The sequence below is a fragment of the Pseudorhodobacter sp. E13 genome, from assembly GCF_003991405.1.
In the GTDB taxonomy this organism is placed as follows: Bacteria; Pseudomonadota; Alphaproteobacteria; order Rhodobacterales; family Rhodobacteraceae; genus Pseudorhodobacter.
Window position 1 is genome coordinate 68,868 of the sequence record NZ_RPEN01000152.1, and the last position, 21,604, is coordinate 90,471.

Below are 21,604 nucleotides of genomic sequence, written 5' to 3' on the forward strand. Positions count from 1 at the left end.
GGGCTTCAGGCCTTTTGCAAGAGGGCAAGACGAAGGGCGAGCGCGGCAAAGACGCCCGCGCTGACAAGGCCAAGCCCGCGCGCGAAACGTGCCGAGGTGGCCAGATGGCGGCCAAGCCCCGAGGCAGACAGGCCGACAGCGGAATTGACGATCATGCCGCCCAAACCCAACACCGCGCCAAAGATCAGAAATTGCGCCAACACCGCGCCGCGCGCCGGGTCCACGAATTGCGGGATGAAGGCAAGGGTGAACAGGATGATCTTGGGGTTGCTCAGATTGACCAACGCCCCATCGCGAAAGGCCCGCCACGGCGTCAGCCCCGGTGCCTTGGACCGCGCAAGCGTGGTTTGCCGCAAGGATTGCAGCGCCAGCCACAACAGATAGCCAACCCCCAGCCAGCGGATCGCATCAAAAACGCCGGGATGGGCCGCCACCACCGCGCCAAGCCCCAAACCCGCCAGCGTCACATGCACCATGCCGCCCGCCGTGATCCCCGCCGCTGCCGCCACAGCCGCCTGAGGCCCCGAGCGCAAGCCTTGCCCCAGCGAAAACATCATATCCGCGCCGGGCGTCAGGTTCAGCGCCAAGGCCGCAGGCGCAAACGTCAGCAAGATCAGCGGATCGACGGGAAACATCACGATTGCCGCATCCTCGCCTGCACATCCAGCAAATCTGCCCAAGCCTCGCGCTTGGCGGCGGGGTTGCGCAGCAAATGGCCGGGGTGCGCCATCGGCATCACGGGGATGCCTTGCGCCGTTTCCCATGTGCCGCGCAGCCGCAGCACGCTGCTTTTGCCAAACAGCGCCATGCAAGAGGTGTTGCCCATCGCGATAATCACCCGCGGTTTGACCAAGGCGATGTGACGCTCCAGAAACGGGCGCATCATGGCGATTTCATCCTCGGACGGGTCGCGGTTGCCGGGGGGGCGCCATGGCATCACATTGGTGATATAGGCGGCTTTCCGGGCGTCCTCGGCGCGGCGGCCATGGCCGATCGCGGCCAGCATCTTGTCCAGCAATTGCCCGGACGTGCCAACGAAGGGGCGGCCCTCAAGGTCCTCGTCGCGGCCCGGCGCCTCACCGATGATCATCAGGGGGGCAGCGGGGTTGCCATCGGCAAAGACCAGATTGCGCGCGCCTTTTTTCAACTCGCAATGGTCAAACGCCTCCAAGGCCGCGCGCAGGCTGGCCAGATCGGAGCAGGGGGCAGCGGCGGCCTTGGCCACTTGCACCGGGTCGGCTTTGGGCAGGTCTTGCACGGCTTCGGGCTTTGGCTTGGCCCCCGGCTTGGGGACCACCGGTTCCTGCTTTTCGGGCAAGGCGTAACGGTCCACCGCCGCTTCGACCATCACCTCGGTCACGCCCATTTCAACCTGCCACGCCAGCGCGGCCAGCGCGGCGTTCCAGTCATAATCTGCGATATGCGTGTCGATTCCCATAGCGGGCAGAGTAGGGCGCGGCATGGGGCGGGGCAAGGCGGCGTTTGGGCGCTGCGGGCAAGGCCCATGGGTGAACTAAGCGTTGCCCCCTGCGCGCCTCTTTGCCATAAGCGGGGGAGAGACCAGACCGGGGGGCCAAAGATGAGTTTTCGCGCGCGTCATTTGCTGGGGATACAGCATCTTGCCCCCGATGAGATCAAGGCCGTGCTGGATCTGGCCGATAAATATGTCGACCTGAACCGCCGTTCGATCAAGAAATCCGACGCGCTGGCGGGGATGACGCAGATCAACATGTTCTTTGAAAACTCCACCCGGACACAGGCCAGTTTTGAACTGGCGGGCAAGCGGCTTGGCGCGGATGTGATGAATATGTCGGTGGCGCAATCCTCGGTCAAAAAGGGCGAGACGCTGATCGACACGGCGCTGACGCTGAACGCGATGCACCCGGATTTGCTGGTGGTGCGGCATGGGGCATCGGGTGCGGTGAACCTGCTGGCCGAAAAGGTGAATTGCGCGGTGCTGAACGCGGGCGACGGGCGGCACGAACACCCCACGCAGGCGCTGCTGGATGCGCTGACAATACGCCGCGCCAAGGGCCGCATTCAACGCCTGACGGTGGCGATTTGCGGCGATGTGGCGCATAGCCGCGTGGCGCGGTCCAACCTGATCTTGCTGGGCAAAATGGAAAACCGCGTGCGGCTGGTGGCCCCGCCCACCCTGATGCCCGCAGGCGTGGCCGAATTTGGCTGCGAACTCTTTGACGACATGCGCAAAGGGCTGGAAGGTGCCGATGTGGTGATGATGCTGCGCCTGCAAAAAGAGCGGATGGATGGCGGCTTCATCCCGTCAGAGCGGGAATATTACCACCGCTACGGGCTGGACGCCGAAAAGCTGAGCCATGCCAAGCCCGATGCCATCGTCATGCATCCCGGCCCGATGAACCGCGGGGTCGAGATTGACGGCGAGATTGCCGATGACATCAACCGCTCAGTCATTCAGGAGCAGGTGGAAATGGGCGTGGCGGTGCGCATGGCCTGCATGGACCTGCTGGCGCGCAACCTGCGGGCCGAACGCGGGGCAAAGGCCGCCGGAGTGATGGTGTGACCGACGCCTTCCGCGATCTGCTGCTGCCGGGGGAGCGGCTTCTCTGGACCGCGCGGCCTGTGCCTTGGGCGGGGTTGACGCCGGGGGGCGTTGTTCAACTTGTCGTTGGGTTGGGCGCGCCGGAAACCCCGCGCCTGAGCGATTTTGACGCGGCGGTCACGCTGCTAAGGTCCAGATCGGGGGCGGCCCATGGCTAAGGCACCGCCCGACGGATGGGAAGGTATTCTCGACGCGGATGAGGAAATCCTGTGGCAAGGCGCGCCGGATGGCGGGGTGGATTTCAGCGGGTTCTGGTCGGTGCAAACTCTGTTCGCGCTGTTTTTCACCGGCTTTTCGCTGTTCTGGATCACTATGGCCTATATGATGACTGGCCAGATGACCGATACGGTGGGCCGCATGGTCAATCTGGTTTTCCCGCTGTTCGGGCTGCCCTTTCTGCTGGTCGGGTTGCATATGCTCTTGGGTCGGTTCTGGAGCGATGCACGTCGGCGGCGCAACAGCTATTACACGCTGACCAATCGCGCGGCCTATATCGGGGTGCAATCCGGGGCCAAGCGCAGCCTTGATCGCTATGCCATCGGCCCCGACACAAGGCTGACGCTGGAAGATGGCGATCTGGGCAATATCTGGTTTGCAACCCGGGTCAGCACAATGCCGCTACACGCCCCAAGCATGCACCGTAGCCGCAGCCGGATCGGCGGGGCCACCCAGACGGTGGACCCTGTCGGCTTTGAACGCCTGTCCAATGCGCGCCAAATCTATGGCATGATGCGCAAGGTTCAAATAGACCGTGCCAATGCCGAAGGAGACGATGATGTCTGAACTGCCGCGCGATACCGTGATGGGGGCCGAGGTGAAATCCCCGCTGCGCCCGGATGAGGTGATGCTGGTCGAATGGGATGCCGACAAAGCCGCCTATTGGCGCAGCCACGGAATCATGGCGGTGCTGGGGGGCTTTGTGGCCGGGGTGGTGTTGCTGGCCATCGGCAACTCCTCGCCTTGGGTGGGGCCGGTGGCGGCGGTTGCGGCGATGGGCGCGCGCGGCTGGTATCTGGCCTCCGAGGCGCTGACCGCGCAATGGCGCCTGACCGACCAGCGCCTGCAAGGGCCGGGCGGGCGCGAGGTGCCGCTGGCGCAGATCAAACTGGCCCGCGCCTTTCTGGGCGATGTGCAAATCGTCACCCTGTCCGGTGACAAACACCTGATGAAATACATGGCCGATCAAAGCGCTGTCGTCGCCGCGATCATGGCCGCGAAACAAGGCCGCGCCACATGACCCGGCGCGCGTTCGCCCTTCGCCGCCCCTTCGCGCCCGTTTGCCCATTTCATCTTGGCAAAAATACCTCTTTCCTTCGGTCAGACGCCGCGCTGACTTTTCCGCACTGGTAGGCCCCTATGACGCTTTTTCTTGAAAACGCCCGCATCATCGACCCCGAAGCCGGGACCGAGACAATCGGCAATGTGATCCTTGACGGCGGCCTGATCGCCGCAATCGGGGCGGCGACGGCACCGAAAGGCGCGCGGGTGATCGACTGCGGCGGCAAATGCCTTGCGCCGGGGATCGTGGATATCGGCGTCAAAATCGGCGAGCCGGGAGAGCGGCACCGCGAAAGCTTCCGCTCGGCAGGGCTGGCGGCAGCGGCCGGGGGCGTGACCACGATCATCGCGCGGCCCGATACCAACCCTGCGATTGATACGCCCGAAGTGCTGGAATTCGTGACCCGCCGCGCCGCCGAAGCCCCGGTGCGCATCCATCACATTTCTGCGCTGACCAAAGGCCGCGAAGGGCGCGAGATGGTCGAGATCGGCTTCATGCTGGATGCCGGCGCCGTGGCCTTTTCGGATGTCGATCATGTGGTGACCGATACCAAAGTGTTGGGCCGGGCGCTGACCTATGCGCGCAGCCTTGGCGCGCTGGTGATCGGCCATCCGCAAGATCCGGGCCTGTCCAAAGGGGCGGCCGTGACCAGCGGCAAATTCGCCTCGCTTCTGGGCCTGCCCGGCGTGCATCCGATGGCCGAGCGGATCGGGCTGGACCGCGATCTGGGCATGGTGGAAATGACGGGCGTGCGCTATCACGCCGATCAGATCACCTGCGCCCGCGCGCTGCCACCCTTGGAACGCGCCAAGCGCAACGGGCTGGACGTGACGGCAGGCGTGTCCATCCACCATCTGACGCTGAATGATCTGGATGTCGGCGATTACCGCAGCTTTTTCAAACTCACGCCCCCGCTGCGTCCGGAAGAGGACCGTCTGGCCGTGGTAGAGGCGGTGGCCAGTGGGTTGATCGACATCATCTGTTCGATGCACACGCCGCAGGATGAAGAAAGCAAGCGCCTGCCGTTTGAAGAGGCCGCCTCGGGCGCGGTGGCGCTGGAAACCTTTTTGCCCGCGGCGATGCGGCTTTACCATGCCGGGGCGATGGACCTGCCCGGCCTGTTCCGCGCCATGGCGCTGAACCCGGCGAAACGGCTTGGCCTGCCACAAGGTCGGATGGCGGAAGGCGCGCCTGCTGATCTGGTGCTGTTTGACCCGGACGCGCCGTTCATGCTGGACCGCAGCAAATTGCAGTCGAAATCAAAGAACACGCCCTTTGACGGGCAGCGCATGGAAGGGCGGGTGATCGCCACCTTCGTTGCTGGAAAACAAGTCTTTGCAATGGGAGAGACACAGAATGCCTGATCTTACCTCTGGCCCCTTGGCCCTGATGGCGGTTGCGGTGCTGGCCTATCTGCTTGGCTCGGTGCCCTTTGGTCTGGTGATTACCCGCGCGCTGGGCTTGGGCGATTTGCGCAAGATCGGGTCGGGCAATATCGGCGCGACCAATGTGCTGCGGACAGGCAACAAGCCCGCCGCGCTGGCGACTTTGCTGCTGGATGCGGGCAAAGGCGGAATTGCGGTGCTGATCGCGCGGGCCATGCTGGGCAATGATGCGGCCCAGCTTGCAGGGCTTGCGGCCTTTCTGGGGCATCTGTTTCCGGTCTGGCTGGGGTTCAAGGGCGGCAAAGGTGTTGCGACCTTTCTGGGCACGCTTCTGGCGCTGGCCTGGCCCGTCGGTCTGGCCGCCTGCGCCAGTTGGCTGGTCGCCGCTGTGCTGGGGCGGATATCGTCGCTGGCGGCTTTGGTCGCTGCGGCGTCCTCCACGTTGTGGATGCTGGTGTTCGGGCAGGGGCAGATGATGATCCTTGGCATCGTTCTGACCTTGCTGGTCTATTGGCGGCATGCCGAGAATATCAAGCGGCTGAAGGCCGGGACCGAACCCAAGATCGGCAAGAAGGGCTGAGGCCCAGAGCGGCGGGCTGCGCCTGTGGCTGGGCGGCGGAGCCTCCGGCGGGGATATTTTCGAATAGATGAAAACGCGGCGGGGTCAAGGAGCCTTGTCGGGCAGCGCGTCGAGATAGGCGCGGGTGCAGGTGGTGACATGGCGAAAGCGGTCGCCGCCCAAGTGGGTGCCGCCATACCAGCGGGTGACGACGATCAGGTGGTCGGTCAGCCCTTCGCGTTCCAGCATGCGCAGGATCGCGGCCCCGGCGCCTGCCTCACCATCGTCGTTTTTCAAGGGCCCATCATCCGAGAGCACGACCGCCCAGGAGTTATGTGTGGCCTTGGCAAATTTCTTGTTGGTTTTCAGGGTTTTGAGGAAGTCATCGACGCCCGCACGCCCCTGCACCGCGCCGCCCGAGACGGCGTAGCGCGAGCCCCGGTCGCTGACCACGTTCAATATCTGTCGCATCTGCCCCCGGCCGCCGTTGATGGGCGGAGTATAGCGGTTTCGGCGCGGGGCGACAGGTGGGATCAGAGCGTTTCGCGTTCACCCTGATGTATCGCGTATCATCAAACGCGTTGAAATCTTTGATGTCAGGCAGCGCTTGGTGATCCAGAGTTAACGCGAAACGCTTTCGTCTGGATCGGGGGCCAATGCCTCCAGGTCTGATTTGATGGCGCAGAAGGGAGGTGGGGCGGTTTTGGCACATTCGGGCTTTGCCAGAACATCCATGCAGCCTTTGGCGCAGCCTGCGCTTTGGCAGCGCGTGACCATGCGGGCCAGTTCCGCCCGGCTGAGCCAGCCTTCAAACACCGCTGCGGGAACATCCACACCTGCGCGCCGCGCCATGCCGCGCACAAGGGCCCATGTGATAGGGGCTTCGACATATCCGATCATTGCTTTCCTCCGCCGTGTCTGGACTTGTCATCCAACTGTGACCCTTTGCCCCGGCGCGCGCCTTGACGCAGATCAATCGGCGCGGGGGGCGTTCAGATCGGGCGCGGGCGCGGCGCGGCGGCGGTTTCGGCGATTTCGGTGGCCACGGCTTCCAGCGCTGTGCGTTCATGGGGCAGCATATTGGCCTCACACCGCGCGAGCGCCTGTTCCGATTGATGCGTTGCGGCCTTGCCGAACTGATGCGGGGCGATCCTGACCAATGCGAGCAGCGCTTTTTGCAGCCGGATTTGCACGGAAAACACCGATGCAGCGTCGCGCGCAATGGCGGGGAACACATCTTCCATCATATCGGCGACAGTGATCGCGGGGACCCAGACATTGGGATAGGTCAGTTCCGGTTCGTGAACTTCGGTCAGGGTGGCCAGCAGGCGCACGGCGCGGCCAAGGATATCAATCGCGGTGCCGGGATCATTGACCGCAGGCGACAGCGCGCGTTCGGCAATCTCGGTCAGCACGGCAAGGCCGAAGCGCGGGTCTTGATCGAAGCTGCGGTTGGCCCCGATGGTGAAGGCCGAGGCGAGTTTGCTTTCCTCCTCGGGCCGGGGGCCAAGCGCATAGGCGATCACTGCGCCGGGATAGACGAAAGAACCGGGCAGGGCCGCGACATAGACATGGCAGCCCATCTCTTTGGCGTGGTCTTGCAACCAGCCCATATCAATATGCCGGACATAGCCGATTTCGGATTGCGTGATCGGATGCGCCTCGGCGGGGGCTGTGCCCGACAGGCCATGACCGCCCAGATAGGGCGCTTTGATCCGTTCGGACAAGGCGCGGGCGGCGGCCTTTTCCACCTTGGTGATGGAATCGCTCATCAATCCGAACACGGTCAGATGGGCGATCCAGCGCAGGATGGCGATGACGACGATGGCCACCACCACAATCGTCACGATGAAATAGACGAGCCGGTCATTCTGCGTCAGAACCCCGGCTTTCAACGCGATGATCCCGATCAGGCTGTAGATGAAAGACCCGAGAAAAGTGGCCAGCACGCGCTGGGTGGTGCGGTCGGTTTTCAGCAAGGCGGTGGCGCGGGGCGTCACGTTTCCGGCGGCCCCGGCCAGCGCCGACACCATGATCCCCAGCGAGAAGGTGACGACCGACAGCATTGAACTGGCCAGAATGGTCAGCACCGTTTCCACTGCCCCCGCGCCCAGCTTTTCGCCCAATCCATCGGGCAGCAGCGGGCCAATGACAATCGCGGCAAGGTTAGTCAGAAAGGCCAGCGCCGCATAGAGCACTGCGACGACCCACAGCTTTTCGAACGTGTCCTTCAGAAACAGCCGCCATTTGGGAAGCATGGTTCACCCCGTCTGTTTTGGTTCCTTGGCCCCATCCGTGCCGCTTGGGGCAGGGTGGCGCATAATCTGCGGCACCTCAATCAAAAAACCAGTGTTGTGACAGGGCTTAGCGTAACCGGGCCACGGCATCGGCCACCGTCTGGCGGCGAGCGGCGTTTGGCGGATGGGTGCCAAGGAACTGGTTGCCGGGGTCGGGCAGACGGTCAAAGAAGGCGGCCCCGCGCAAGGCATCAAAGCCCGCGCGTTCGGTGATTTCTGCCCCCAGCGCGTCGGCCTCCAGCTCAAAATCCTTGGAAAAACGTCGCGCGCCGACGGTTGCGCCGATTTGCTGCGCCTGTTCGATCGCCTCTTCGCCGCCGCCCCCCACCGCAACCAGAATACCGGCGAGCAGGGCGCCTTCGGTGGCGCTTTGCTGCTGTTGGGGGATATGGCCGCGAATGTGATGGGCTGCTTCATGGCCCATGACAAAGGCGATTTCGTCGATATTACGGGCATTGGCAATCAGCGCCAGCGTGAAGCCAAGGATCGGGCGGCCAGCGCCATCAACGGTTTGAAAGGCGTTCGGGGGCTGATCGGGGCGATCATCAATCACGATGCGGAAATCGCAGGATTGGCCGCGCGTCAACTGGCGGCAATATTGCTCGGCCACAGGTTCCACCGCTTGGACAGCGCCGACGAAATTGCGCGCGGCTTGGGTCGGGGGCAGGGCATCGGCAGTCTGGGCGGGCTGCAAGGCAGGGCGGGTTTCCCCTGTGGGTTGTTCTGTCGGCACCACGCAGCCTGCCAGAAACACAAGCATCACCGCCGCACCGATCCACCGCATCTGCATTCTTCGCCCCTTGCTTTCCAAAACGCTGCCTTCCGATGTAGCAGAGTTATGCGCCCCGAAAACCCCCTTTCACAAAGGCTTGTTCCTTTCACCGCCAGCGCTTAGGCTGTGACCATGTTTACAATTGAGCATGAATTTGACGCCACCATCATCACCCTGATCGACGAGGGGCGGGCGGAGCTTTCTGACGATGTCACCATTTCTGCCTTTGAGGATTGCGTGACGCTGGAACAGCTTGATCCGCGCAGTCAGGAACCGGTTCGGATAACCTTGTCGATGGTGCAGTTGAATGACCTGATGGCGGCGCTGGATTTGCCCGAGGGCAGCTACCGGCTGATGCGGTCTGGCGGCGAAGAGGCTTAGTCCAGCCGGAAGGTCTTGTCGCGGCTTGTGGCCCCCCGGATCAGCGTCAGGCGCGATTTGGCGACCCCCAGCGATTTCGCCAGAAGCTTGATCACCGCCTGCGTGGCCTTGCCGTCTTCGGGCACTGTTGTCACTGAAACACGGATCATCCCGTCCACCACGCTGACCTGATTGCGCGCGGCTTTTGGTGTGACGCGCACGGCGAATTCCTGCCCCGGTGGGATATCAAGCAAAGGGATTGGGGCTGCCATAGCGGGCCTTTGGGCGAAGCGGTGTATTTGCTGCCCGTGGTCTAACGTGATTGGACGCGGCTGCGCAATCTTTCTAAACTGGCGCGACGCAAAGACGGAGGGGATGATGCGAGCAGGGTGGATTTTTGGGCTTTTCTTGGTGCTTGCCGCTTGTGGCACGCCGCAGGAACGCTGCATCGCAAGCGCCACCCGCGATCTGCGCATCCTTGACCGCCTGATCGGTGAGGTGCAGGGCAATCTGGACCGTGGCTATGCGCTGGAAGAGGTGGTTTTGTCCCGGACCCGCTGGGTTATCTGTGCGCCGGGCCGCCCCGCGACCGCGACAGAACCCGCGATTGCCCCGGAAATGTGCCTGCGCGAATATGATTACACCGAAACCCGGCCCAAGGCGATCAACCTTGCCGATGAACGCGAAAAGCTGGCCGAGATGAAGGCCAAACGCACATCGGTGGCCCGCAGCACGGAAAAAGCCGTGGCAAGCTGCAAGGCGACCCATCCCGAGTAGCGGTGCATGCGAAATAGCGGGGGTTAATGCGCGGGCGCGTTCGCTGCATCAATCAGCGCGCGGCCACCATCCAGTGTCACAATCTGCCCTGTCATAAAGGATGACGCGTCCGAGGCCAGATATTGCACGGTTTCGGCCAGTTCATCCGCAGCGGCAATGCGGCCAAGCGGTGTCGCGGATGCAATCGCCTCGCGATAATCGGGATTTTCCTTGATCGCGCCATGCAGACTATCGCTCATGACGGAACCGAAAGACACCGCATTGACGCGGATACGCTGCGGCGCCAGCGCCACAGCCAGCGAGCGGGTCATCTGTTCCACCGCTGCGCAGGAAATCGAATAGCCCAGCAATTGCGGCTGCGTGCGCCGCGCCGCGATCGAGGACATGTTGATGATCGACCCGATCACCCCATCGCTGCTGCCTGCTTTTTCGGCCTGAAGGATCATCCGTTTGGCCGTCATCTGCGACAGGCGCAGGCTGGTCATCAGGTTTTGCTGCCACATCAACTCTACCGCGTCCTCATCGGGGTTCAGCGGGTCCGAAGGTTGCATCTTGCGGCTGGCATTGACCAGAATATCCACCCGGTCAAAGGCATCAATCGTGGCCGAAAGCAGATTGGCGATGGTCAGCTTTTCACGCAGATCACCGCCGAAAAAGCGCAGCGCGCCTTCGGCCTTCGCCTCTTCGGCACATTCGGCCCCCAGCCGGGTTTCATCCATATCGGCAAACATCACATTCGCGCCCTTGGCCAGAAAATGCCGCGCAATGGCAAGGCCAATGCCCGCAGCTGAGCCGGTGACGATGGCGGTCTTGCCGGTAAGGGAAAACGACATGGGGAACTCTCCTGCGTGGTCTTCGGGTCAAGGGGTCGGGGGTTAATGCGGCTGGCGGATGGGTTTTGCGGCGCGGGTCAGGCGGAAACGGGCGTCGGCGCCAATCTCCTCCACCTCGCGGAACAGGCTGGCCAGCGTGCGATCATAAGGCAGGTGCCGGTTGGCGACCAGCCAAAGCGTGCCATGCGGTGCCAAAAGCCGCGCCGCCGCGTGCAAAAAGGCCACGCCCAACGCCGGGTCCGGCGTGCGGCTGGTGTGAAACGGCGGGTTGCAGACAATGGCATCCGCCCCACGATCCAGCTTGAAGCTGGTGGCATCGGCCCAATGGAACTGGGCGCGCGGGTCGGTGATATTCTGGCGCGCACAGTCCAGCGCCGTGGCCTCGGCCTCGACCAGATGCAGCTCTTTCACGCCGGGGCGCGCAAGAATGGCTTGCGCCAGATAGCCCCAGCCCGCCCCCAGATCGACGATCCGCGCAGGCAATTTCTGCGGCAAGGCCGCCGCCAGAAGGGCAGAGCCCGCATCCGGCCCATCGGCAGAAAACACGCCGGGCCGGGTTTGAAATCCGCCCTCAACCTGTTGCGGGGCCGCGGCCCAATCGGCAAAGGATGCCGCATCCGCGCGAAAACTGAACAGCTTGCCATGCGCCTTGGACACTGGCTCTGACACCGGGACCCGCTTGCGCAAATCGCGCAGCATGCTGTCGATGCCATCGGTCTTTTGTCCGTCGATGATGATCAGGCCTTGCGGGGCGGCGGCCACCGCTTCGGCGATCAGGGCTTGCGCCTCGGCCTTGGCGCGGGGCACGCAGACCAGCACGGCGGCAAAGCGCTGGTCCTTGGGCCTTTGGGCAAACACCGCATAGCCGCGCGCAACGATGGCATCGTAATCGGGGCGGAACCCCTGCACGATGGTCAGCCGCGCCTTGGGCAGCATGGCAAGGCTGTCATCGCCGCGCGGACGCATCACCAGAATATCGCCGTTTTCGGGCAGGGTCAGCGCCCCATCCCGCAGGGCAAAGGAAAGTCGATCTGAGCGCATGGGCAGCCGAACGTGCGGCCAAGGTCCTTTTGTTGGAGGCATGCCCTGTCAGGGGCCTTCGGGCATGAAGCCCTACTCTTTTTCCATGGTGCATTGCAACGGATGCTGATGGCGGCGCGAAAAATCCATCACCTGCGTGACTTTGGTTTCCGCCACTTCAAAGGAAAACACACCCACAACCGCCAGCCCTTTTTTATGCACCGTCAGCATGATTTCAAAGGCTTGCGCGTGGTTCAGGCCGAAAAACCGCTCCAGTATATGTACGACGAATTCCATCGGCGTGTAATCATCGTTCAACAGCATCACCTTATACATCGGTGGCCGTTGCGTGCGGGTTTTGGTTTTTGTCAGCAGCGAGGCATCGCCGTCGGTTCCATCCGGCTTTTCCGACATCTGGAAAGGGGTATGGGACAAGGGAAGGCTCCGTCTGACAAAGGGATTCGGGTTTTGCATGCTTTATGCGTAATATAGCGTTTTTTGCGCGCAGGCAAAGGGGGCGGGGGGATTGCTTGAACTTGGCGCGGCCTTGGGCAATTCTGCCGGCATCAGGCAAGGGGAATGGGTATGGGCAAACGCGCGGTTTCAACGGTTGGTTTTGATGCCGATGATACGCTGTGGCAAAATGAATCCTTCTTTCGGCTGACGCAGGATCATTTCACCGCCCTTCTGGCCGATTATGCCGAGGCTGACCATCTGGCCGAACGCCTGCTGGCCGCCGAGCGGCGCAACCTTGGGCATTACGGCTTTGGCGTCAAAGGTTTTGTGCTGTCGATGATCGAAACCGCGATCGAGGTGACGACAGGCAAGGTGCCCGCCAGCGTGATTGCCGAGATCATGGCCGCAGGCCGCGATATGCTGGCCCATCCGATTGAATTGCTGCCCCATGCCCAAGAGGCGGTGGAGGCCGCCGCGCAGGATCATCAGGTCTTGCTGATCACCAAAGGCGATCTGCTGGATCAGGAACGCAAACTGGCGCAATCGGGTTTGGGTGATCTGTTTCACGGCGTTGAAATCGTGTCGGACAAGACGCCAGAGGCCTATCTGCGGATTTTCGCACGCCATGGCAGCCGCGCAGAGGCCGCGTTGATGGTTGGCAACTCGTTGAAATCCGATGTTTTACCCGTGATTGCGGCGGGGGGGCATGGGGTGCATGTGCCACATGGCCTGACCTGGGCGCTGGAACATGCCGAACCGCCAAGCGCGCATCCGCGTTTTCATGCCTTGCCCGATCTGGGCGCTTTGCAAGCTTTGTTGGAGGCGTTGCAAAACGGCACTACCCCACAGACCCCATAGCTAGGGGGTAGGGGGGATTTGCCCCCCAGATATGGCGGGTTCCTGCCATATGTGAAGAACAAGCCGAAAGCCTTTGAAAATTTGGGGTTTTCTGGTTTGGAATGCCGTGCTACGTTTTTTGGTAAGCAGACGAAGCCCCACAAAAAAAATCAGGGGCGTAATGAGGCAGGAACAAGGGACCAGCGACGTGGCATCGCTTCAAGGGCTTTTCGCCCGCATCTTTCTATTGCTCGCATTCGCGACATTGATTGCAACCGCTTCGGTCCGGGGCGGTTTTGCTGCACCTTATGCGGCCATCGTGATGGATGCGCGCAGTGGCGAAACCCTGTATGAATCCAACGCCGATGCGCGCTTGCATCCGGCCTCGCTGACCAAAATGTTGACGCTTTACATCGCCTTCGACGCCATCCGGCGCGGAGAGGTGTCGCTGGATACCATGGTCACCGTTTCCAAGAACGCTGCCTCTAAGCCGCCGTCGCGTCTGGGGCTGAAGGCCGGGCAGCGGATTGCCCTGCGCTATCTGATCCGCGCGGCAGCGGTGAAATCGGCCAATGATGCGGCTTCGGCCATCGGCGACCATCTGGGCGGTAACGAGGCCCGCTGGGCGGCGCGGATGAACCAGACGGCCAAGGCGATTGGCATGCGCAATTCGACCTTCAAGAACGCCAATGGCCTGACAGCGCCGGGCCATCTGTCCACTGCCCGCGATATGAACACGCTGGGGCGGCGGCTGTTTTATGATTTCCCGGAATATTACAATATCTTCTCGCGGCGCGAAACCGATGCCGGGATGAGCAAGGTGCGCAACACCAATTCCCGCTTTCTGGACGCCTATAAAGGCGCGGATGGCATCAAGACCGGCTATACCTCGGCGGCGGGCTTCAACCTGACGGCTTCGGCGGAACGGGGCAACAAGCGCATTATTGCCACCGTGTTCGGGGGCAAATCGACCGCGCATCGCAACGCCAAAATGGCCGAGCTGATGGATCTGGGCTTTGGCAGTGCCAAGAACAACGTCGCCGTGCGCAAACCTTCGCCCGCCGATTTGCCGGGGGCCGATCTGGAAGTGTCGGATGCCGGGACCGATGGCACCCAAGGCAATGGTGATGGCCGCAGCGCGGGCAAGACCATCCGCTTGGTGACCTCGCTGAAAACCTCGCCCCGGCCAAAGTCGCGCCCTGTCAGCGCGGAAAAGGTAGAGGCGACGGCCGTGGCGGTGCTGGCGATGCAGGATGACATTGCAGGCGCCTTGGCCGTGGCAACCGGCGCGGTTGACGCCGCCGTGCCGAAAGAAGAGATTGCCGCCGCCGTGCAAGCCGCACGGCCCGCGCCCAAGCCTGCCGCACCCGAACCGGTGGAAATTGCCGCCGCAGTGCAGCCCGTTGCCGCCCCCGTTGCGGCCCCAGCCCCTGCGCCGGAAACGCTGGAAGTGGCCAGCGTGGCACCGCGCAAGCGCCCGGCCAAGCTGCTGACCAATACGTCTGACCCGGTCGCGCTGTCCGCCCCGGCAGAGCCGCAAGTGGTGGTGACGCGGGTTGCCACCTCTGGTGGGCGGCATTGGGGTGTGAACCTTGGCCGCTTCTCCTCTCGGTCCACGGCAGAGCGGGTGTTGATGAAAACCGCGCTTGCCGAAAGCACCACGCTGCGGGACGGTTTGCGCAAAGTGGTAGAGCGGAAAGGCGGATATGACGCCAATTTCATGGGGTTAAGCCGCGATCAGGCTGATCTGGCCTGCCGCCGCCTGCAAGCCCGCGCGGTGCAATGCTTTACCATCGGGCCGTGAGCGCGGACCCGCCCGCCTAATCCCTAAGCCCGCCCCGCCGCAGAGGAAAGCGCCATCGGCTCTACGCCCAGATGCCGCAGGGCCGATGCCCATTTCGTGCTGTCCTCGGTGGAAAAGACCAGATCATTGGGCGCATCGGTGGTCAGCCAGTCATTGCGCAGAATCTCGGATTCAAGCTGCCCCGGCCCCCAGCCCGCATAACCCAGCGCCAGCAGTGCGGCCTTTGGCCCTTCGCCCCGGCCCAAGGCGCGCAGCACATCCTGCGTTGCGGTCATGCCAAACAGCCCGCCGATTTCCATCGTGCCGCCGGTGATGCTGTAATCGGGCGAATGCAGCACAAAGCCGCGCCCGCGTTCCACCGGCCCGCCGAAATGCACCGAAATTCCGCGCCCTTCGGGCGTATGGGGAATGCCAAGCTGTTCCAGCAGATGCGCAAAGGTCAGGTCGGCCACGGGTTTGTTGATGATCAAGCCCATCGCGCCATCCTCGGAATGGGCGCAGATCAGGATGACAGAGGATTCAAAACGCGGATCGGCCATGCCGGGCATGGCGATCAGCAGTTTTCCGGTAAGGTTCATCTCGGTTGGCTGTTCCATAGCTATAACATGGGGCGGGTTTGGGGTTTGCTCAAGCCCTGATCTGCGATTTACGGGGGCGATGCGCCAAAGCTGGCTTAGGCACCTGACCGGACGGAAACGCTGTGTAACAACACTCTCGCCGCAATGTGATTGTGCAGAGGCCGCCAGAACGCTTATCTGAGGGGCATGAAACAGATGAAACCGATCCTTGCCGCCCTTGCCCTGACCAGCAGCCTTGCCGCAGGCGCCCCCGCCACGGCCCAGCCTGATGTGTTTCGCGCCACCCTGCGCGATGGTTGGCAGATGCAGAACGGCAACCAGATGGTCGCCTTTCACCTGACGCTGGTGGATGGCTGGAAAACCTATTGGCGCGCGCCGGGTGACAGCGGCATCCCGCCCAGTTTTGATTGGGCCGGGTCCACCAATGTCGCCGCCGTGCGCTTCCACTGGCCGCGCCCCAAGGTGATGACCGTGGGCGGCCTGCAAACCATCGGCTACAGCCACGAACTGGTGCTGCCCGTTGAGATTATTCCAAAAGACCGCAGCCAGCCCGTTGCCCTGAAAGCGGCGGTTGATCTTGGCGTGTGTTCCGATATTTGCGTGCCCGCCAGCTTTCAGGTCACGGCTGATCTGCCGCGCCCCGGTGCCTCGGATGAAACCATCCAGCGCGCATTGCGGCAGCGCCCCTCAACGGGGAAAGAGGCTGGCGTGACGAAGGCGACCTGCGAAATCACCCCGCAAAAGGATGGCCTGCGGCTGAAAGCCGTGTTGCGCCTGCCTTCCACCGGTGGGGCAGAGGTGGTGGTGGTGGAACCCGGCATCAATGGCGTCTGGGTGTCTGAGGCGGATGTGTCGCGCAATGGCAAGGATTTGCTGGCCGAGGTGGATCTGGTGGCACCGGGCGGCGGGGTGTTCGCGCTGCAACGCGATGCGATCACGCTGACGGTTCTGGGCAAACACCGCGCGGTGGAAATTCAGGGCTGTGCATCGCCCTAAGGGCGTTTGGCAACGACTAGCAGCGCTTAGCCGTTGGTGTTGTGCATCCGCTCGATATAGGCGCGCATTTCTTCGGCTTCATGGCGGGCATCGCGCAGCCCTTCCATTGCCGCGCGCAATTCCGCTTCGGTCTGGCTGATCTGGTTGGTCAGCTCTGCCTCGCGCTGTTCCAGATAAAGGATCGCCTGATCGCGCATCTCCTCGGCCTCGTGCAGCGACCGGGCAAGGTTATCCACCTCATTCACATCGCCCCCCGCTACGCGGGTAAAGCGATGCAGCAGCCAATGGGTGAACCACCCCAGCATGAAAGCCACGAACAGGATGATGGTGGTGGCGATGATGAATTCTGTGCGGTTCATATTCGGGCTTTTATCTTTTGAAACGGGCGGGAACAAGCAAACATTACGGGCTTAGGGCTTTGCCCTTGGGCGGCGCCATTTTTCGTCGGTGGGTTCGAACACAAAGGTTTCGTCATCGCCGCCACCTGCTGCCGGGGCTTCGGTGGCTGCGGCATTTGCGGGCGCTTCGCTGCCCGCCTGCTGTTCGGCCAAAGCCGCCTCTGCCAGATCAACCGGGGACGGGGGGGCCACGGGTTCAGGCTCGCTCAGCAGTTCAAATTCAATCCGGCGATTGGCTTCGCGGCCTTCTTCGGTGCCGTTATCGGCAATCGGGTTGTCCTCGCCATAGCCTTTGGCGGTGAAATTGGTGACGGGTGCCTGACGGCCTTGCAAGGCGGTCAGCACCGCTTCGGCACGGGCCTGGCTCAGCGCGCGGTTGCCCCCTTCAGAGCCTTGGCTATCGGTGAACCCCGCGATTTCCATTTCCAGCGGCGGGCAATTGGCCAGAACTTCGGCCAGCGAGTCGATGATCTTGGCGGCGGTGGCGTCAATCTCGGCAGAGCCGGGCGCGAAGGTGATCTTGCTGCGCTTCATCACCGCGTTCAGATCGGCGGCACATTCCTGCGGCGTGGGCAGGGCGGCCAGCGGGTCAAACTTTTCATCATAGGTGACATTGATGCGGAAGGTTTTGCCCTGGCCCAGCTTGTCCGACAAAATCTGCGAAATGCGGGCGCGGCCATCGGGTTTGCCCGTCACCCCGGCCACCTCTACCGTATCCGCACGCACCAAAAGCGTGCCGTGATGCAAAAGCGCCAAGGATTCAAGCCCGGCCAGAACCCGCACGGGCCAGCCATCAGGCAGGTCTTCGTCCAGACGGGTCGCGATATAAACCCGGTCCGCGCCGAATTGCGATTTGGCAAAGCTGTCCGCCGCCGCGCGCAGCACCTCATCCGACAAACGCCCGCGCATCTGCACCTTGCCATCCTCGCTGAGGCTGGCGGTGAATTCCGACGGGCCGGACTGGCTGGCCGTGGGTTTCGGCGGCAAGGTGGCTTTCAGCGAAAAGACGGGCGGCAACTGCGACTGCAATTCGCCCACCACCCGGTCAAAATCGGATTGCGAGGTTTCCATGGAGCCGAGCAAGGTCACATCGGCATCCGAAAAGGTGATGGTGCCGCCGCCAAGGGTTTCAATCGCCTTGATCCCGGCTTCGGCGGCTTCGGCCCAACGCGGGGTCGGCACACCAAGGCCGATTTCACACACCGTTTTGTTGGCAACCCCTGCCGCAACCCCGGCGGAAAGGATACGGTTGCGCGCCCGTTCGGTATCGGCAGAGCAGGCATCAAACCGCGCGCCGTTTTCATCCTTAACAAAGCGCAGGGTAAAGGGCGTCAGCACCGGGCGCGGGGCCGAGATATTCATCCGCACATTCAAGCTTTCAGGGGCAAGCCGCGCCAATTCGCTTTCCAGCTTGCGCTTTTCATCCGTGCTGGAGGAAATCGCAGTAATCTCCACCAGATCCGCCGCGATAGAGATTTTGGACCGGGGCAGCAGGCGCAGCGCCGCAAGCCCGAATTCCAGTGCTGCGTCCCAACCTTCGGGGGCAGCGTAATCGGCGCTTTCCAGCATGTCCGAGACTGCGCCGGTTGTCAGGCTGGCCACGCTTTCGGTCAGCGTGGAGTCCACCTCTTTGCCCGGCACAAGGCCGATCAATGAAATGCCATCATCATTGCGCAGCACCTCAACCGAAAAGCGCGGCGCCTCGATCGCGCGCATCGCGGTCACTTCCAACTGGTCGCGCACGCGGCTGGATTGCACCACCGTGCCCGCCATATTCACCACGCGAAACCGCGCCGCCTCATTCGGGGCGGTGCCGATCAGCCGCACTTGCAGGCCATTCGCCTCGACCGTGGCCCAAGTGATCCCTGCACTGAGCAATTGCGAGGTGACGGCCGCAGCCGAGCGCTTTTCAATCGCGACGGCAGACCACCACGCGCCAAGCGAAGCCAGAAAGGCCGCGACAAGCACGGCAGCGGCGGTAAGGACTGTTTTTCGAAGGTGCATTCGACCACTTTTCGCAACGACTTCCTGTTCCTTATGCCCTTGGGCGCAAAGGATCAATCAGAGCAATGCCGAACCGGCAAGAAACAGCGCAGGAATCAGCCCCGCATTGCGGTTGGACCGGAACAAGGTCAGGCATTTTTCCGGGTCGGTGGTATCAAGCTGGGTCAATTGCCATGCCATATGCCAGCCAAAGCCCCAGATGCCGACCAGCGCCAGCAACAGTTTCGGCAGGCTTGGCCCCATCGGCAGCAAGGCCAGCAGCGTTGCCGCTGTCATCAGCAAGACGGTGGCCACCATGAACCCGCGCAACCAGAACAGCGAATGTTCATCGCCAAACAGCCGCGCGGTGGATTTTACCCCGATCAGCGCGTCATCTTCCTTGTCCTGATGTGCATAGATCGTGTCGTAAAACAGCGTCCAGGCGATGCCCGACAGCCATAGCACCACCGCAGCCGCAGCCAGACTGCCGGAATGCGCCGTCCATGCCACCAACGCGCCCCAGTTGAAAGCAAGGCCCAGAAACACCTGCGGCCACCATGTAAAGCGTTTGGCAAAGGGGTAAACGACCACCAGCACCAGTGACGCTATCCCCAGACCGATGGTCGCCGGGTTATAGCTGAACAGAATCACCGCAGCCAGCGCGGCTTGCACGCCCATCCACAGCACCGCCTGCCTGACCGTCACCTGACCCGAGGGAATCGGGCGGCTTTTGGTGCGGGCGACAGCGGCATCAAACTCGCGGTCGGTGATGTCATTCCAGGTGCAGCCCGCACCGCGCATCAGGAAGGCCCCAATGGCGCAGCCCCCGGCGATCCACGCATCCCAAGCCTTATAGCCCAACGGATCCGCCGCCACAGCCAGCGCCAGCCCCCAGAAACAGGGGATCAGCAGCAACCAAGTGCCAATCGGCCTGTCGGCCCTGCTTAGCCGCAGAAAGGGCCGTGCGGGGGCAGGGGCAAACCGGTCAACCCAATTGCCCGCAGGCGCGTCGGCCACGCGCGTTGGCTCTGGCATTTGGCCGGATGCGGTCATAAGTTGCCCTCATGGGAAATGCGAAAATCAGACTCTTTGTAGATCAGCCGCTTGGGGCGGGGCAAGTCATTGCGCTGAACGAGGCGCAGGCCAATTATTTGTTCAACGTCATGCGGCTGGGCGTGGGGGCCTCGGTGCTGCTGTTTGATGGGCAAAACGGCGAATGGCGGGCCGAGGTGGCAGAGGCGGGCAAGCGCAAGGGGCTGCTGGTTTGCGCCGCGCAAACCGCGCCGCTGCGGATGCCGCCCGACCTGTGGCTGCTGTTCGCGCCGATCAAGAAGGCGCGCACGGATTTCATCGTGGAAAAGGCCACCGAACTGGGCGCGGCGCGGGTGATGCCGGTTCAAACCCGCTTTACCAATGCCGACCGTATCCGCGTCGACAAGCTGCGCGCCCATGCGATCGAGGCGGCCGAGCAATGCGGCGGCACCTTCGTGCCGCAGGTCGATGATGTGCAACCCTTGGCGCGGGTGCTGGCCGATTGGCCGGCAGAGCGGCGGATCTTGTGGTGCAACGAACATCTGGCCGGATGCTCTTCCGCCCTTTCAGGCGTCATCGCGGGCGGCGACCCCGGCTCCTGGGCAGTGCTGATCGGCCCTGAGGGCGGGTTCGCGCAAGAGGAACAGGACCTTCTGGCCGCCATGCCGCAAGTGGTGCAGGCCAGCCTTGGCCCCCGCATCCTGCGCGCCGATACCGCCGCTGTTGCTGCCCTGACCCTGTGGCAAGCCCATCTGGGGGATTGGGGATGACGCTTGAAGACGGCTATCGCAACTGGCTTGCAGAGCAGAGCTATGCTGCAAGCACAATCCGGGATGAGATAAGTCAGTTGCGCAGGCTGGAGAGGTATTTTGGCCCGATTGCGCCGCTTGGGCAGCACGGTCGGGAGGCGCTGATCGCACAACTGACCTATTCTGTCGAGGATGAACGGCGGGGCCGCTCCAACCCGACGCCGCTGCCGATCATGGGCAATCTGCGCACCAATCTTGCGACATATAAAAAGACCGTCCGCCTTTATGCGCGGTTCTTGCAAAGTATCGCAAAGGATACCGCATGAGCTTTATCCGCCCCGAGGCACGCGCCGCCTTGTGGCGCGGGCGCGAGGTGTTTGCCGCCTTGGGCCTTGGGGCCATCGGGTTGTGGTGCATCGCTTTGGGCGGCTTGGTGCTGGCCCCTGTGGGGGCCGCCATCGCAGCCTTGGCGGCTGGCTTTGGCCTGCTCGCTTGGCGGCGCTTGCGCTTTGCCCAAACGGGTGACGCGCCGGGTGTTGTGGAACTGGACGAAGGCCAGATCAGCTATTTCGGGCCCAGCTTCGGCGGTGCCGTGGCCTTGCGCGAATTGGTGGAGTTGCGCCTGCTGACGGTGCAGGCCCGCCGTGTCTGGCGGTTGCGCCAGCAAGATGGCCAGGTGCTGCTGATCCCGGTCGAGGCTGCGGGGGCAGACCGCCTGTTCGATGCCTTCGCCAGCCTGCCGGGCATGGACAGCCGCGATCTGGTGGATGCCGTCTCGCCGCCGACGGCTGACGCGGCGCAGGGCAGGGCACTGGTTTCAATCTCTGACAGTCGCGTGATTTGGCGTCATCCTGCGCGCGCGGTCTTGACTTGATCGCCCAGAGGCGACAGGTCTGACGCCGGACTTT

The 21,604-nt window shown here is 62.8% G+C and carries 28 protein-coding genes; 14 read left to right on the forward strand and 14 right to left on the reverse strand.

Annotated features, from left to right (window positions below):
• Positions 1-5: 5 nt before the first annotated feature.
• Both EGN72_RS07405 and EGN72_RS07410 read right to left on the reverse strand, forming a co-directional pair.
• Positions 6-635, reverse strand: coding sequence for a LysE family translocator (locus EGN72_RS07405; protein ID WP_127046111.1), 630 nt, complete (start codon positions 633-635; stop codon positions 6-8).
• Complete coding sequence (locus EGN72_RS07410; protein WP_370323210.1) at positions 635-1,462, reverse strand: uracil-DNA glycosylase family protein; 828 nt, start codon at positions 1,460-1,462, stop codon at positions 635-637. Before EGN72_RS07410 ends, EGN72_RS07405 begins: the two co-directional genes overlap by 1 nt.
• Positions 1,463-1,579: 117 nt before the next feature.
• Here EGN72_RS07410 and EGN72_RS07415 point away from each other — a divergent pair, with 117 nt between their 5' ends.
• The 6 genes from EGN72_RS07415 (at position 1,580) to plsY (ending at position 5,825) form a co-directional block, all read left to right on the forward strand.
• A complete protein-coding gene (locus EGN72_RS07415; protein WP_127046113.1) occupies positions 1,580-2,542 on the forward strand; it encodes an aspartate carbamoyltransferase catalytic subunit in 963 nt (320 codons plus the stop codon).
• A complete protein-coding gene (locus tag EGN72_RS07420; protein ID WP_127046115.1) occupies positions 2,539-2,739 on the forward strand; it encodes a hypothetical protein in 201 nt (66 codons plus the stop codon). The genes EGN72_RS07415 and EGN72_RS07420 overlap by 4 nt, the downstream gene beginning before the upstream one ends.
• Positions 2,732-3,364: a hypothetical protein gene (locus EGN72_RS07425; RefSeq protein ID WP_127046117.1), complete on the forward strand. Its 633-nt coding sequence runs from the start codon at positions 2,732-2,734 to the stop codon at positions 3,362-3,364. Before EGN72_RS07420 ends, EGN72_RS07425 begins: the two co-directional genes overlap by 8 nt.
• Positions 3,357-3,818 carry a hypothetical protein gene (locus EGN72_RS07430; RefSeq protein ID WP_233587069.1) on the forward strand — a complete coding sequence of 154 codons (462 nt, stop codon included), beginning with the start codon at positions 3,357-3,359 and terminating at the stop codon, positions 3,816-3,818. The genes EGN72_RS07425 and EGN72_RS07430 overlap by 8 nt, the downstream gene beginning before the upstream one ends.
• Positions 3,819-3,937: 119 nt before the next feature.
• Positions 3,938-5,224 carry a dihydroorotase gene (pyrC, locus tag EGN72_RS07435; protein WP_127046119.1) on the forward strand — a complete coding sequence of 429 codons (1,287 nt, stop codon included), beginning with the start codon at positions 3,938-3,940 and terminating at the stop codon, positions 5,222-5,224.
• On the forward strand, positions 5,217-5,825 hold the full coding sequence (plsY, locus tag EGN72_RS07440; RefSeq protein ID WP_127046121.1) for a glycerol-3-phosphate 1-O-acyltransferase PlsY: 609 nt from the start codon (positions 5,217-5,219) through the stop codon (positions 5,823-5,825). Before pyrC ends, plsY begins: the two co-directional genes overlap by 8 nt.
• A gap of 84 nt (positions 5,826-5,909) precedes the next feature.
• Here plsY and EGN72_RS07445 read toward each other — a convergent pair whose 3' ends face one another.
• The 4 genes from EGN72_RS07445 to EGN72_RS07460 form a co-directional block, all read right to left on the reverse strand.
• Positions 5,910-6,275: a YigZ family protein gene (locus tag EGN72_RS07445; protein ID WP_127046123.1), complete on the reverse strand. Its 366-nt coding sequence runs from the start codon at positions 6,273-6,275 to the stop codon at positions 5,910-5,912.
• A gap of 150 nt (positions 6,276-6,425) precedes the next feature.
• Complete coding sequence (locus EGN72_RS07450; RefSeq protein ID WP_127046125.1) at positions 6,426-6,704, reverse strand: DUF6455 family protein; 279 nt, start codon at positions 6,702-6,704, stop codon at positions 6,426-6,428.
• 92 nt (positions 6,705-6,796) lie between these two features.
• Positions 6,797-8,062, reverse strand: coding sequence for a DUF2254 domain-containing protein (locus EGN72_RS07455; RefSeq protein ID WP_127046127.1), 1,266 nt, complete (start codon positions 8,060-8,062; stop codon positions 6,797-6,799).
• Between the two features lie 106 nt (positions 8,063-8,168).
• Entirely contained in the window at positions 8,169-8,885 is a 717-nt protein-coding gene (locus EGN72_RS07460) for a M48 family metallopeptidase (protein ID WP_127046293.1), read from the reverse strand.
• Between the two features lie 120 nt (positions 8,886-9,005).
• Between EGN72_RS07460 and EGN72_RS07465 the strand changes: the two genes are divergently transcribed.
• The gene (locus tag EGN72_RS07465) at positions 9,006-9,254 is read left to right on the forward strand and encodes a hypothetical protein (RefSeq protein WP_127046129.1); all 249 of its coding nucleotides are present in this window, start codon (positions 9,006-9,008) and stop codon (positions 9,252-9,254) included.
• Here the strand turns inward: EGN72_RS07465 and EGN72_RS07470 are convergent.
• Positions 9,251-9,505, reverse strand: coding sequence for a DUF167 domain-containing protein (locus EGN72_RS07470; RefSeq protein ID WP_127046131.1), 255 nt, complete (start codon positions 9,503-9,505; stop codon positions 9,251-9,253). The two genes, EGN72_RS07465 and EGN72_RS07470, sit on opposite strands and share 4 nt — an antisense overlap.
• A gap of 103 nt (positions 9,506-9,608) precedes the next feature.
• On the opposite strand from EGN72_RS07470, the gene EGN72_RS07475 reads away from it, so the two are divergent.
• Positions 9,609-10,010, forward strand: a complete 402-nt coding sequence (locus EGN72_RS07475) for a hypothetical protein (protein WP_127046133.1) — start codon at positions 9,609-9,611, stop codon at positions 10,008-10,010.
• A 23-nt stretch (positions 10,011-10,033) separates the two neighbouring features.
• On the opposite strand, the gene EGN72_RS07480 is transcribed toward EGN72_RS07475, so the two are convergent.
• The 3 genes from EGN72_RS07480 to clpS all read right to left on the reverse strand — a co-directional run bounded on the left by EGN72_RS07480 (position 10,034) and on the right by clpS (position 12,277).
• Positions 10,034-10,843 (reverse strand): SDR family NAD(P)-dependent oxidoreductase, encoded by an 810-nt coding sequence (locus EGN72_RS07480; RefSeq protein ID WP_127046135.1) that lies wholly within the window; start codon positions 10,841-10,843, stop codon positions 10,034-10,036.
• A 42-nt stretch (positions 10,844-10,885) separates the two neighbouring features.
• Positions 10,886-11,884 carry a class I SAM-dependent methyltransferase gene (locus tag EGN72_RS07485; RefSeq protein WP_127046137.1) on the reverse strand — a complete coding sequence of 333 codons (999 nt, stop codon included), beginning with the start codon at positions 11,882-11,884 and terminating at the stop codon, positions 10,886-10,888.
• A 72-nt stretch (positions 11,885-11,956) separates the two neighbouring features.
• The gene (gene clpS / locus EGN72_RS07490; RefSeq protein ID WP_127046295.1) at positions 11,957-12,277 is read right to left on the reverse strand and encodes an ATP-dependent Clp protease adapter ClpS; all 321 of its coding nucleotides are present in this window, start codon (positions 12,275-12,277) and stop codon (positions 11,957-11,959) included.
• Between the two features lie 171 nt (positions 12,278-12,448).
• On the opposite strand from clpS, the gene EGN72_RS07495 reads away from it, so the two are divergent.
• Positions 12,449-13,177, forward strand: coding sequence for an HAD family hydrolase (locus tag EGN72_RS07495; RefSeq protein WP_127046139.1), 729 nt, complete (start codon positions 12,449-12,451; stop codon positions 13,175-13,177).
• A 187-nt stretch (positions 13,178-13,364) separates the two neighbouring features.
• Positions 13,365-14,960 (forward strand): D-alanyl-D-alanine carboxypeptidase family protein, encoded by a 1,596-nt coding sequence (locus EGN72_RS07500; protein WP_370323211.1) that lies wholly within the window; start codon positions 13,365-13,367, stop codon positions 14,958-14,960.
• A gap of 23 nt (positions 14,961-14,983) precedes the next feature.
• Here EGN72_RS07500 and EGN72_RS07505 read toward each other — a convergent pair whose 3' ends face one another.
• Positions 14,984-15,538: a YqgE/AlgH family protein gene (locus EGN72_RS07505; protein ID WP_127046297.1), complete on the reverse strand. Its 555-nt coding sequence runs from the start codon at positions 15,536-15,538 to the stop codon at positions 14,984-14,986.
• A 186-nt stretch (positions 15,539-15,724) separates the two neighbouring features.
• Here EGN72_RS07505 and EGN72_RS07510 point away from each other — a divergent pair, with 186 nt between their 5' ends.
• Positions 15,725-16,534, forward strand: coding sequence for a protein-disulfide reductase DsbD domain-containing protein (locus EGN72_RS07510; RefSeq protein ID WP_233587070.1), 810 nt, complete (start codon positions 15,725-15,727; stop codon positions 16,532-16,534).
• A 26-nt stretch (positions 16,535-16,560) separates the two neighbouring features.
• Here EGN72_RS07510 and EGN72_RS07515 read toward each other — a convergent pair whose 3' ends face one another.
• From EGN72_RS07515 to ubiA, 3 genes are read right to left on the reverse strand one after another with little or no spacing between them, the layout of a single operon-like run.
• Positions 16,561-16,893: a hypothetical protein gene (locus EGN72_RS07515; RefSeq protein ID WP_127046143.1), complete on the reverse strand. Its 333-nt coding sequence runs from the start codon at positions 16,891-16,893 to the stop codon at positions 16,561-16,563.
• Positions 16,894-16,944: 51 nt separating this feature from the next.
• Complete coding sequence (locus tag EGN72_RS07520) at positions 16,945-18,936, reverse strand: OmpA family protein (RefSeq protein ID WP_127046145.1); 1,992 nt, start codon at positions 18,934-18,936, stop codon at positions 16,945-16,947.
• Between the two features lie 57 nt (positions 18,937-18,993).
• Positions 18,994-19,968, reverse strand: a complete 975-nt coding sequence (ubiA, locus tag EGN72_RS07525) for a 4-hydroxybenzoate octaprenyltransferase (protein ID WP_127046147.1) — start codon at positions 19,966-19,968, stop codon at positions 18,994-18,996.
• A gap of 11 nt (positions 19,969-19,979) precedes the next feature.
• On the opposite strand from ubiA, the gene EGN72_RS07530 reads away from it, so the two are divergent.
• Genes EGN72_RS07530 through EGN72_RS07540 form a run of 3 tightly spaced genes read left to right on the forward strand, consistent with a single transcriptional unit; the run spans position 19,980 to position 21,570 of the window.
• Positions 19,980-20,717 (forward strand): 16S rRNA (uracil(1498)-N(3))-methyltransferase, encoded by a 738-nt coding sequence (locus tag EGN72_RS07530; protein WP_127046149.1) that lies wholly within the window; start codon positions 19,980-19,982, stop codon positions 20,715-20,717.
• On the forward strand, positions 20,714-21,022 hold the full coding sequence (locus EGN72_RS07535) for a hypothetical protein (RefSeq protein WP_127046151.1): 309 nt from the start codon (positions 20,714-20,716) through the stop codon (positions 21,020-21,022). The genes EGN72_RS07530 and EGN72_RS07535 overlap by 4 nt, the downstream gene beginning before the upstream one ends.
• Entirely contained in the window at positions 21,019-21,570 is a 552-nt protein-coding gene (locus EGN72_RS07540) for a hypothetical protein (protein ID WP_127046153.1), read from the forward strand. Before EGN72_RS07535 ends, EGN72_RS07540 begins: the two co-directional genes overlap by 4 nt.
• Positions 21,571-21,604 lie beyond the last annotated feature (34 nt).

Coding starts and splice junctions, on each gene's coding strand:
- EGN72_RS07405 (WP_127046111.1), bottom strand. CDS start 635: ATGTTTCCCGTCGATCCGCTGATCTTGCTGACGTTTGCGCCTGCGGCC.
- EGN72_RS07410 (WP_370323210.1), bottom strand. CDS start 1,462: ATGCCGCGCCCTACTCTGCCCGCTATGGGAATCGACACGCATATCGCA.
- EGN72_RS07415 (WP_127046113.1), top strand. CDS start 1,580: ATGAGTTTTCGCGCGCGTCATTTGCTGGGGATACAGCATCTTGCCCCC.
- EGN72_RS07425 (WP_127046117.1), top strand. CDS start 2,732: ATGGCTAAGGCACCGCCCGACGGATGGGAAGGTATTCTCGACGCGGAT.
- EGN72_RS07430 (WP_233587069.1), top strand. CDS start 3,357: ATGTCTGAACTGCCGCGCGATACCGTGATGGGGGCCGAGGTGAAATCC.
- pyrC (WP_127046119.1), top strand. CDS start 3,938: ATGACGCTTTTTCTTGAAAACGCCCGCATCATCGACCCCGAAGCCGGG.
- plsY (WP_127046121.1), top strand. CDS start 5,217: ATGCCTGATCTTACCTCTGGCCCCTTGGCCCTGATGGCGGTTGCGGTG.
- EGN72_RS07445 (WP_127046123.1), bottom strand. CDS start 6,275: ATGCGACAGATATTGAACGTGGTCAGCGACCGGGGCTCGCGCTACGCC.
- EGN72_RS07450 (WP_127046125.1), bottom strand. CDS start 6,704: ATGATCGGATATGTCGAAGCCCCTATCACATGGGCCCTTGTGCGCGGC.
- EGN72_RS07455 (WP_127046127.1), bottom strand. CDS start 8,062: ATGCTTCCCAAATGGCGGCTGTTTCTGAAGGACACGTTCGAAAAGCTG.
- EGN72_RS07460 (WP_127046293.1), bottom strand. CDS start 8,885: ATGCGGTGGATCGGTGCGGCGGTGATGCTTGTGTTTCTGGCAGGCTGC.
- EGN72_RS07465 (WP_127046129.1), top strand. CDS start 9,006: ATGTTTACAATTGAGCATGAATTTGACGCCACCATCATCACCCTGATC.
- EGN72_RS07470 (WP_127046131.1), bottom strand. CDS start 9,505: ATGGCAGCCCCAATCCCTTTGCTTGATATCCCACCGGGGCAGGAATTC.
- EGN72_RS07475 (WP_127046133.1), top strand. CDS start 9,609: ATGATGCGAGCAGGGTGGATTTTTGGGCTTTTCTTGGTGCTTGCCGCT.
- EGN72_RS07480 (WP_127046135.1), bottom strand. CDS start 10,843: ATGTCGTTTTCCCTTACCGGCAAGACCGCCATCGTCACCGGCTCAGCT.
- EGN72_RS07485 (WP_127046137.1), bottom strand. CDS start 11,884: ATGCGCTCAGATCGACTTTCCTTTGCCCTGCGGGATGGGGCGCTGACC.
- clpS (WP_127046295.1), bottom strand. CDS start 12,277: ATGTCGGAAAAGCCGGATGGAACCGACGGCGATGCCTCGCTGCTGACA.
- EGN72_RS07495 (WP_127046139.1), top strand. CDS start 12,449: ATGGGCAAACGCGCGGTTTCAACGGTTGGTTTTGATGCCGATGATACG.
- EGN72_RS07505 (WP_127046297.1), bottom strand. CDS start 15,538: ATGAACCTTACCGGAAAACTGCTGATCGCCATGCCCGGCATGGCCGAT.
- EGN72_RS07510 (WP_233587070.1), top strand. CDS start 15,725: ATGAAACAGATGAAACCGATCCTTGCCGCCCTTGCCCTGACCAGCAGC.
- EGN72_RS07515 (WP_127046143.1), bottom strand. CDS start 16,893: ATGAACCGCACAGAATTCATCATCGCCACCACCATCATCCTGTTCGTG.
- EGN72_RS07520 (WP_127046145.1), bottom strand. CDS start 18,936: ATGCACCTTCGAAAAACAGTCCTTACCGCCGCTGCCGTGCTTGTCGCG.
- ubiA (WP_127046147.1), bottom strand. CDS start 19,968: ATGACCGCATCCGGCCAAATGCCAGAGCCAACGCGCGTGGCCGACGCG.
- EGN72_RS07530 (WP_127046149.1), top strand. CDS start 19,980: ATGGGAAATGCGAAAATCAGACTCTTTGTAGATCAGCCGCTTGGGGCG.
- EGN72_RS07535 (WP_127046151.1), top strand. CDS start 20,714: ATGACGCTTGAAGACGGCTATCGCAACTGGCTTGCAGAGCAGAGCTAT.
- EGN72_RS07540 (WP_127046153.1), top strand. CDS start 21,019: ATGAGCTTTATCCGCCCCGAGGCACGCGCCGCCTTGTGGCGCGGGCGC.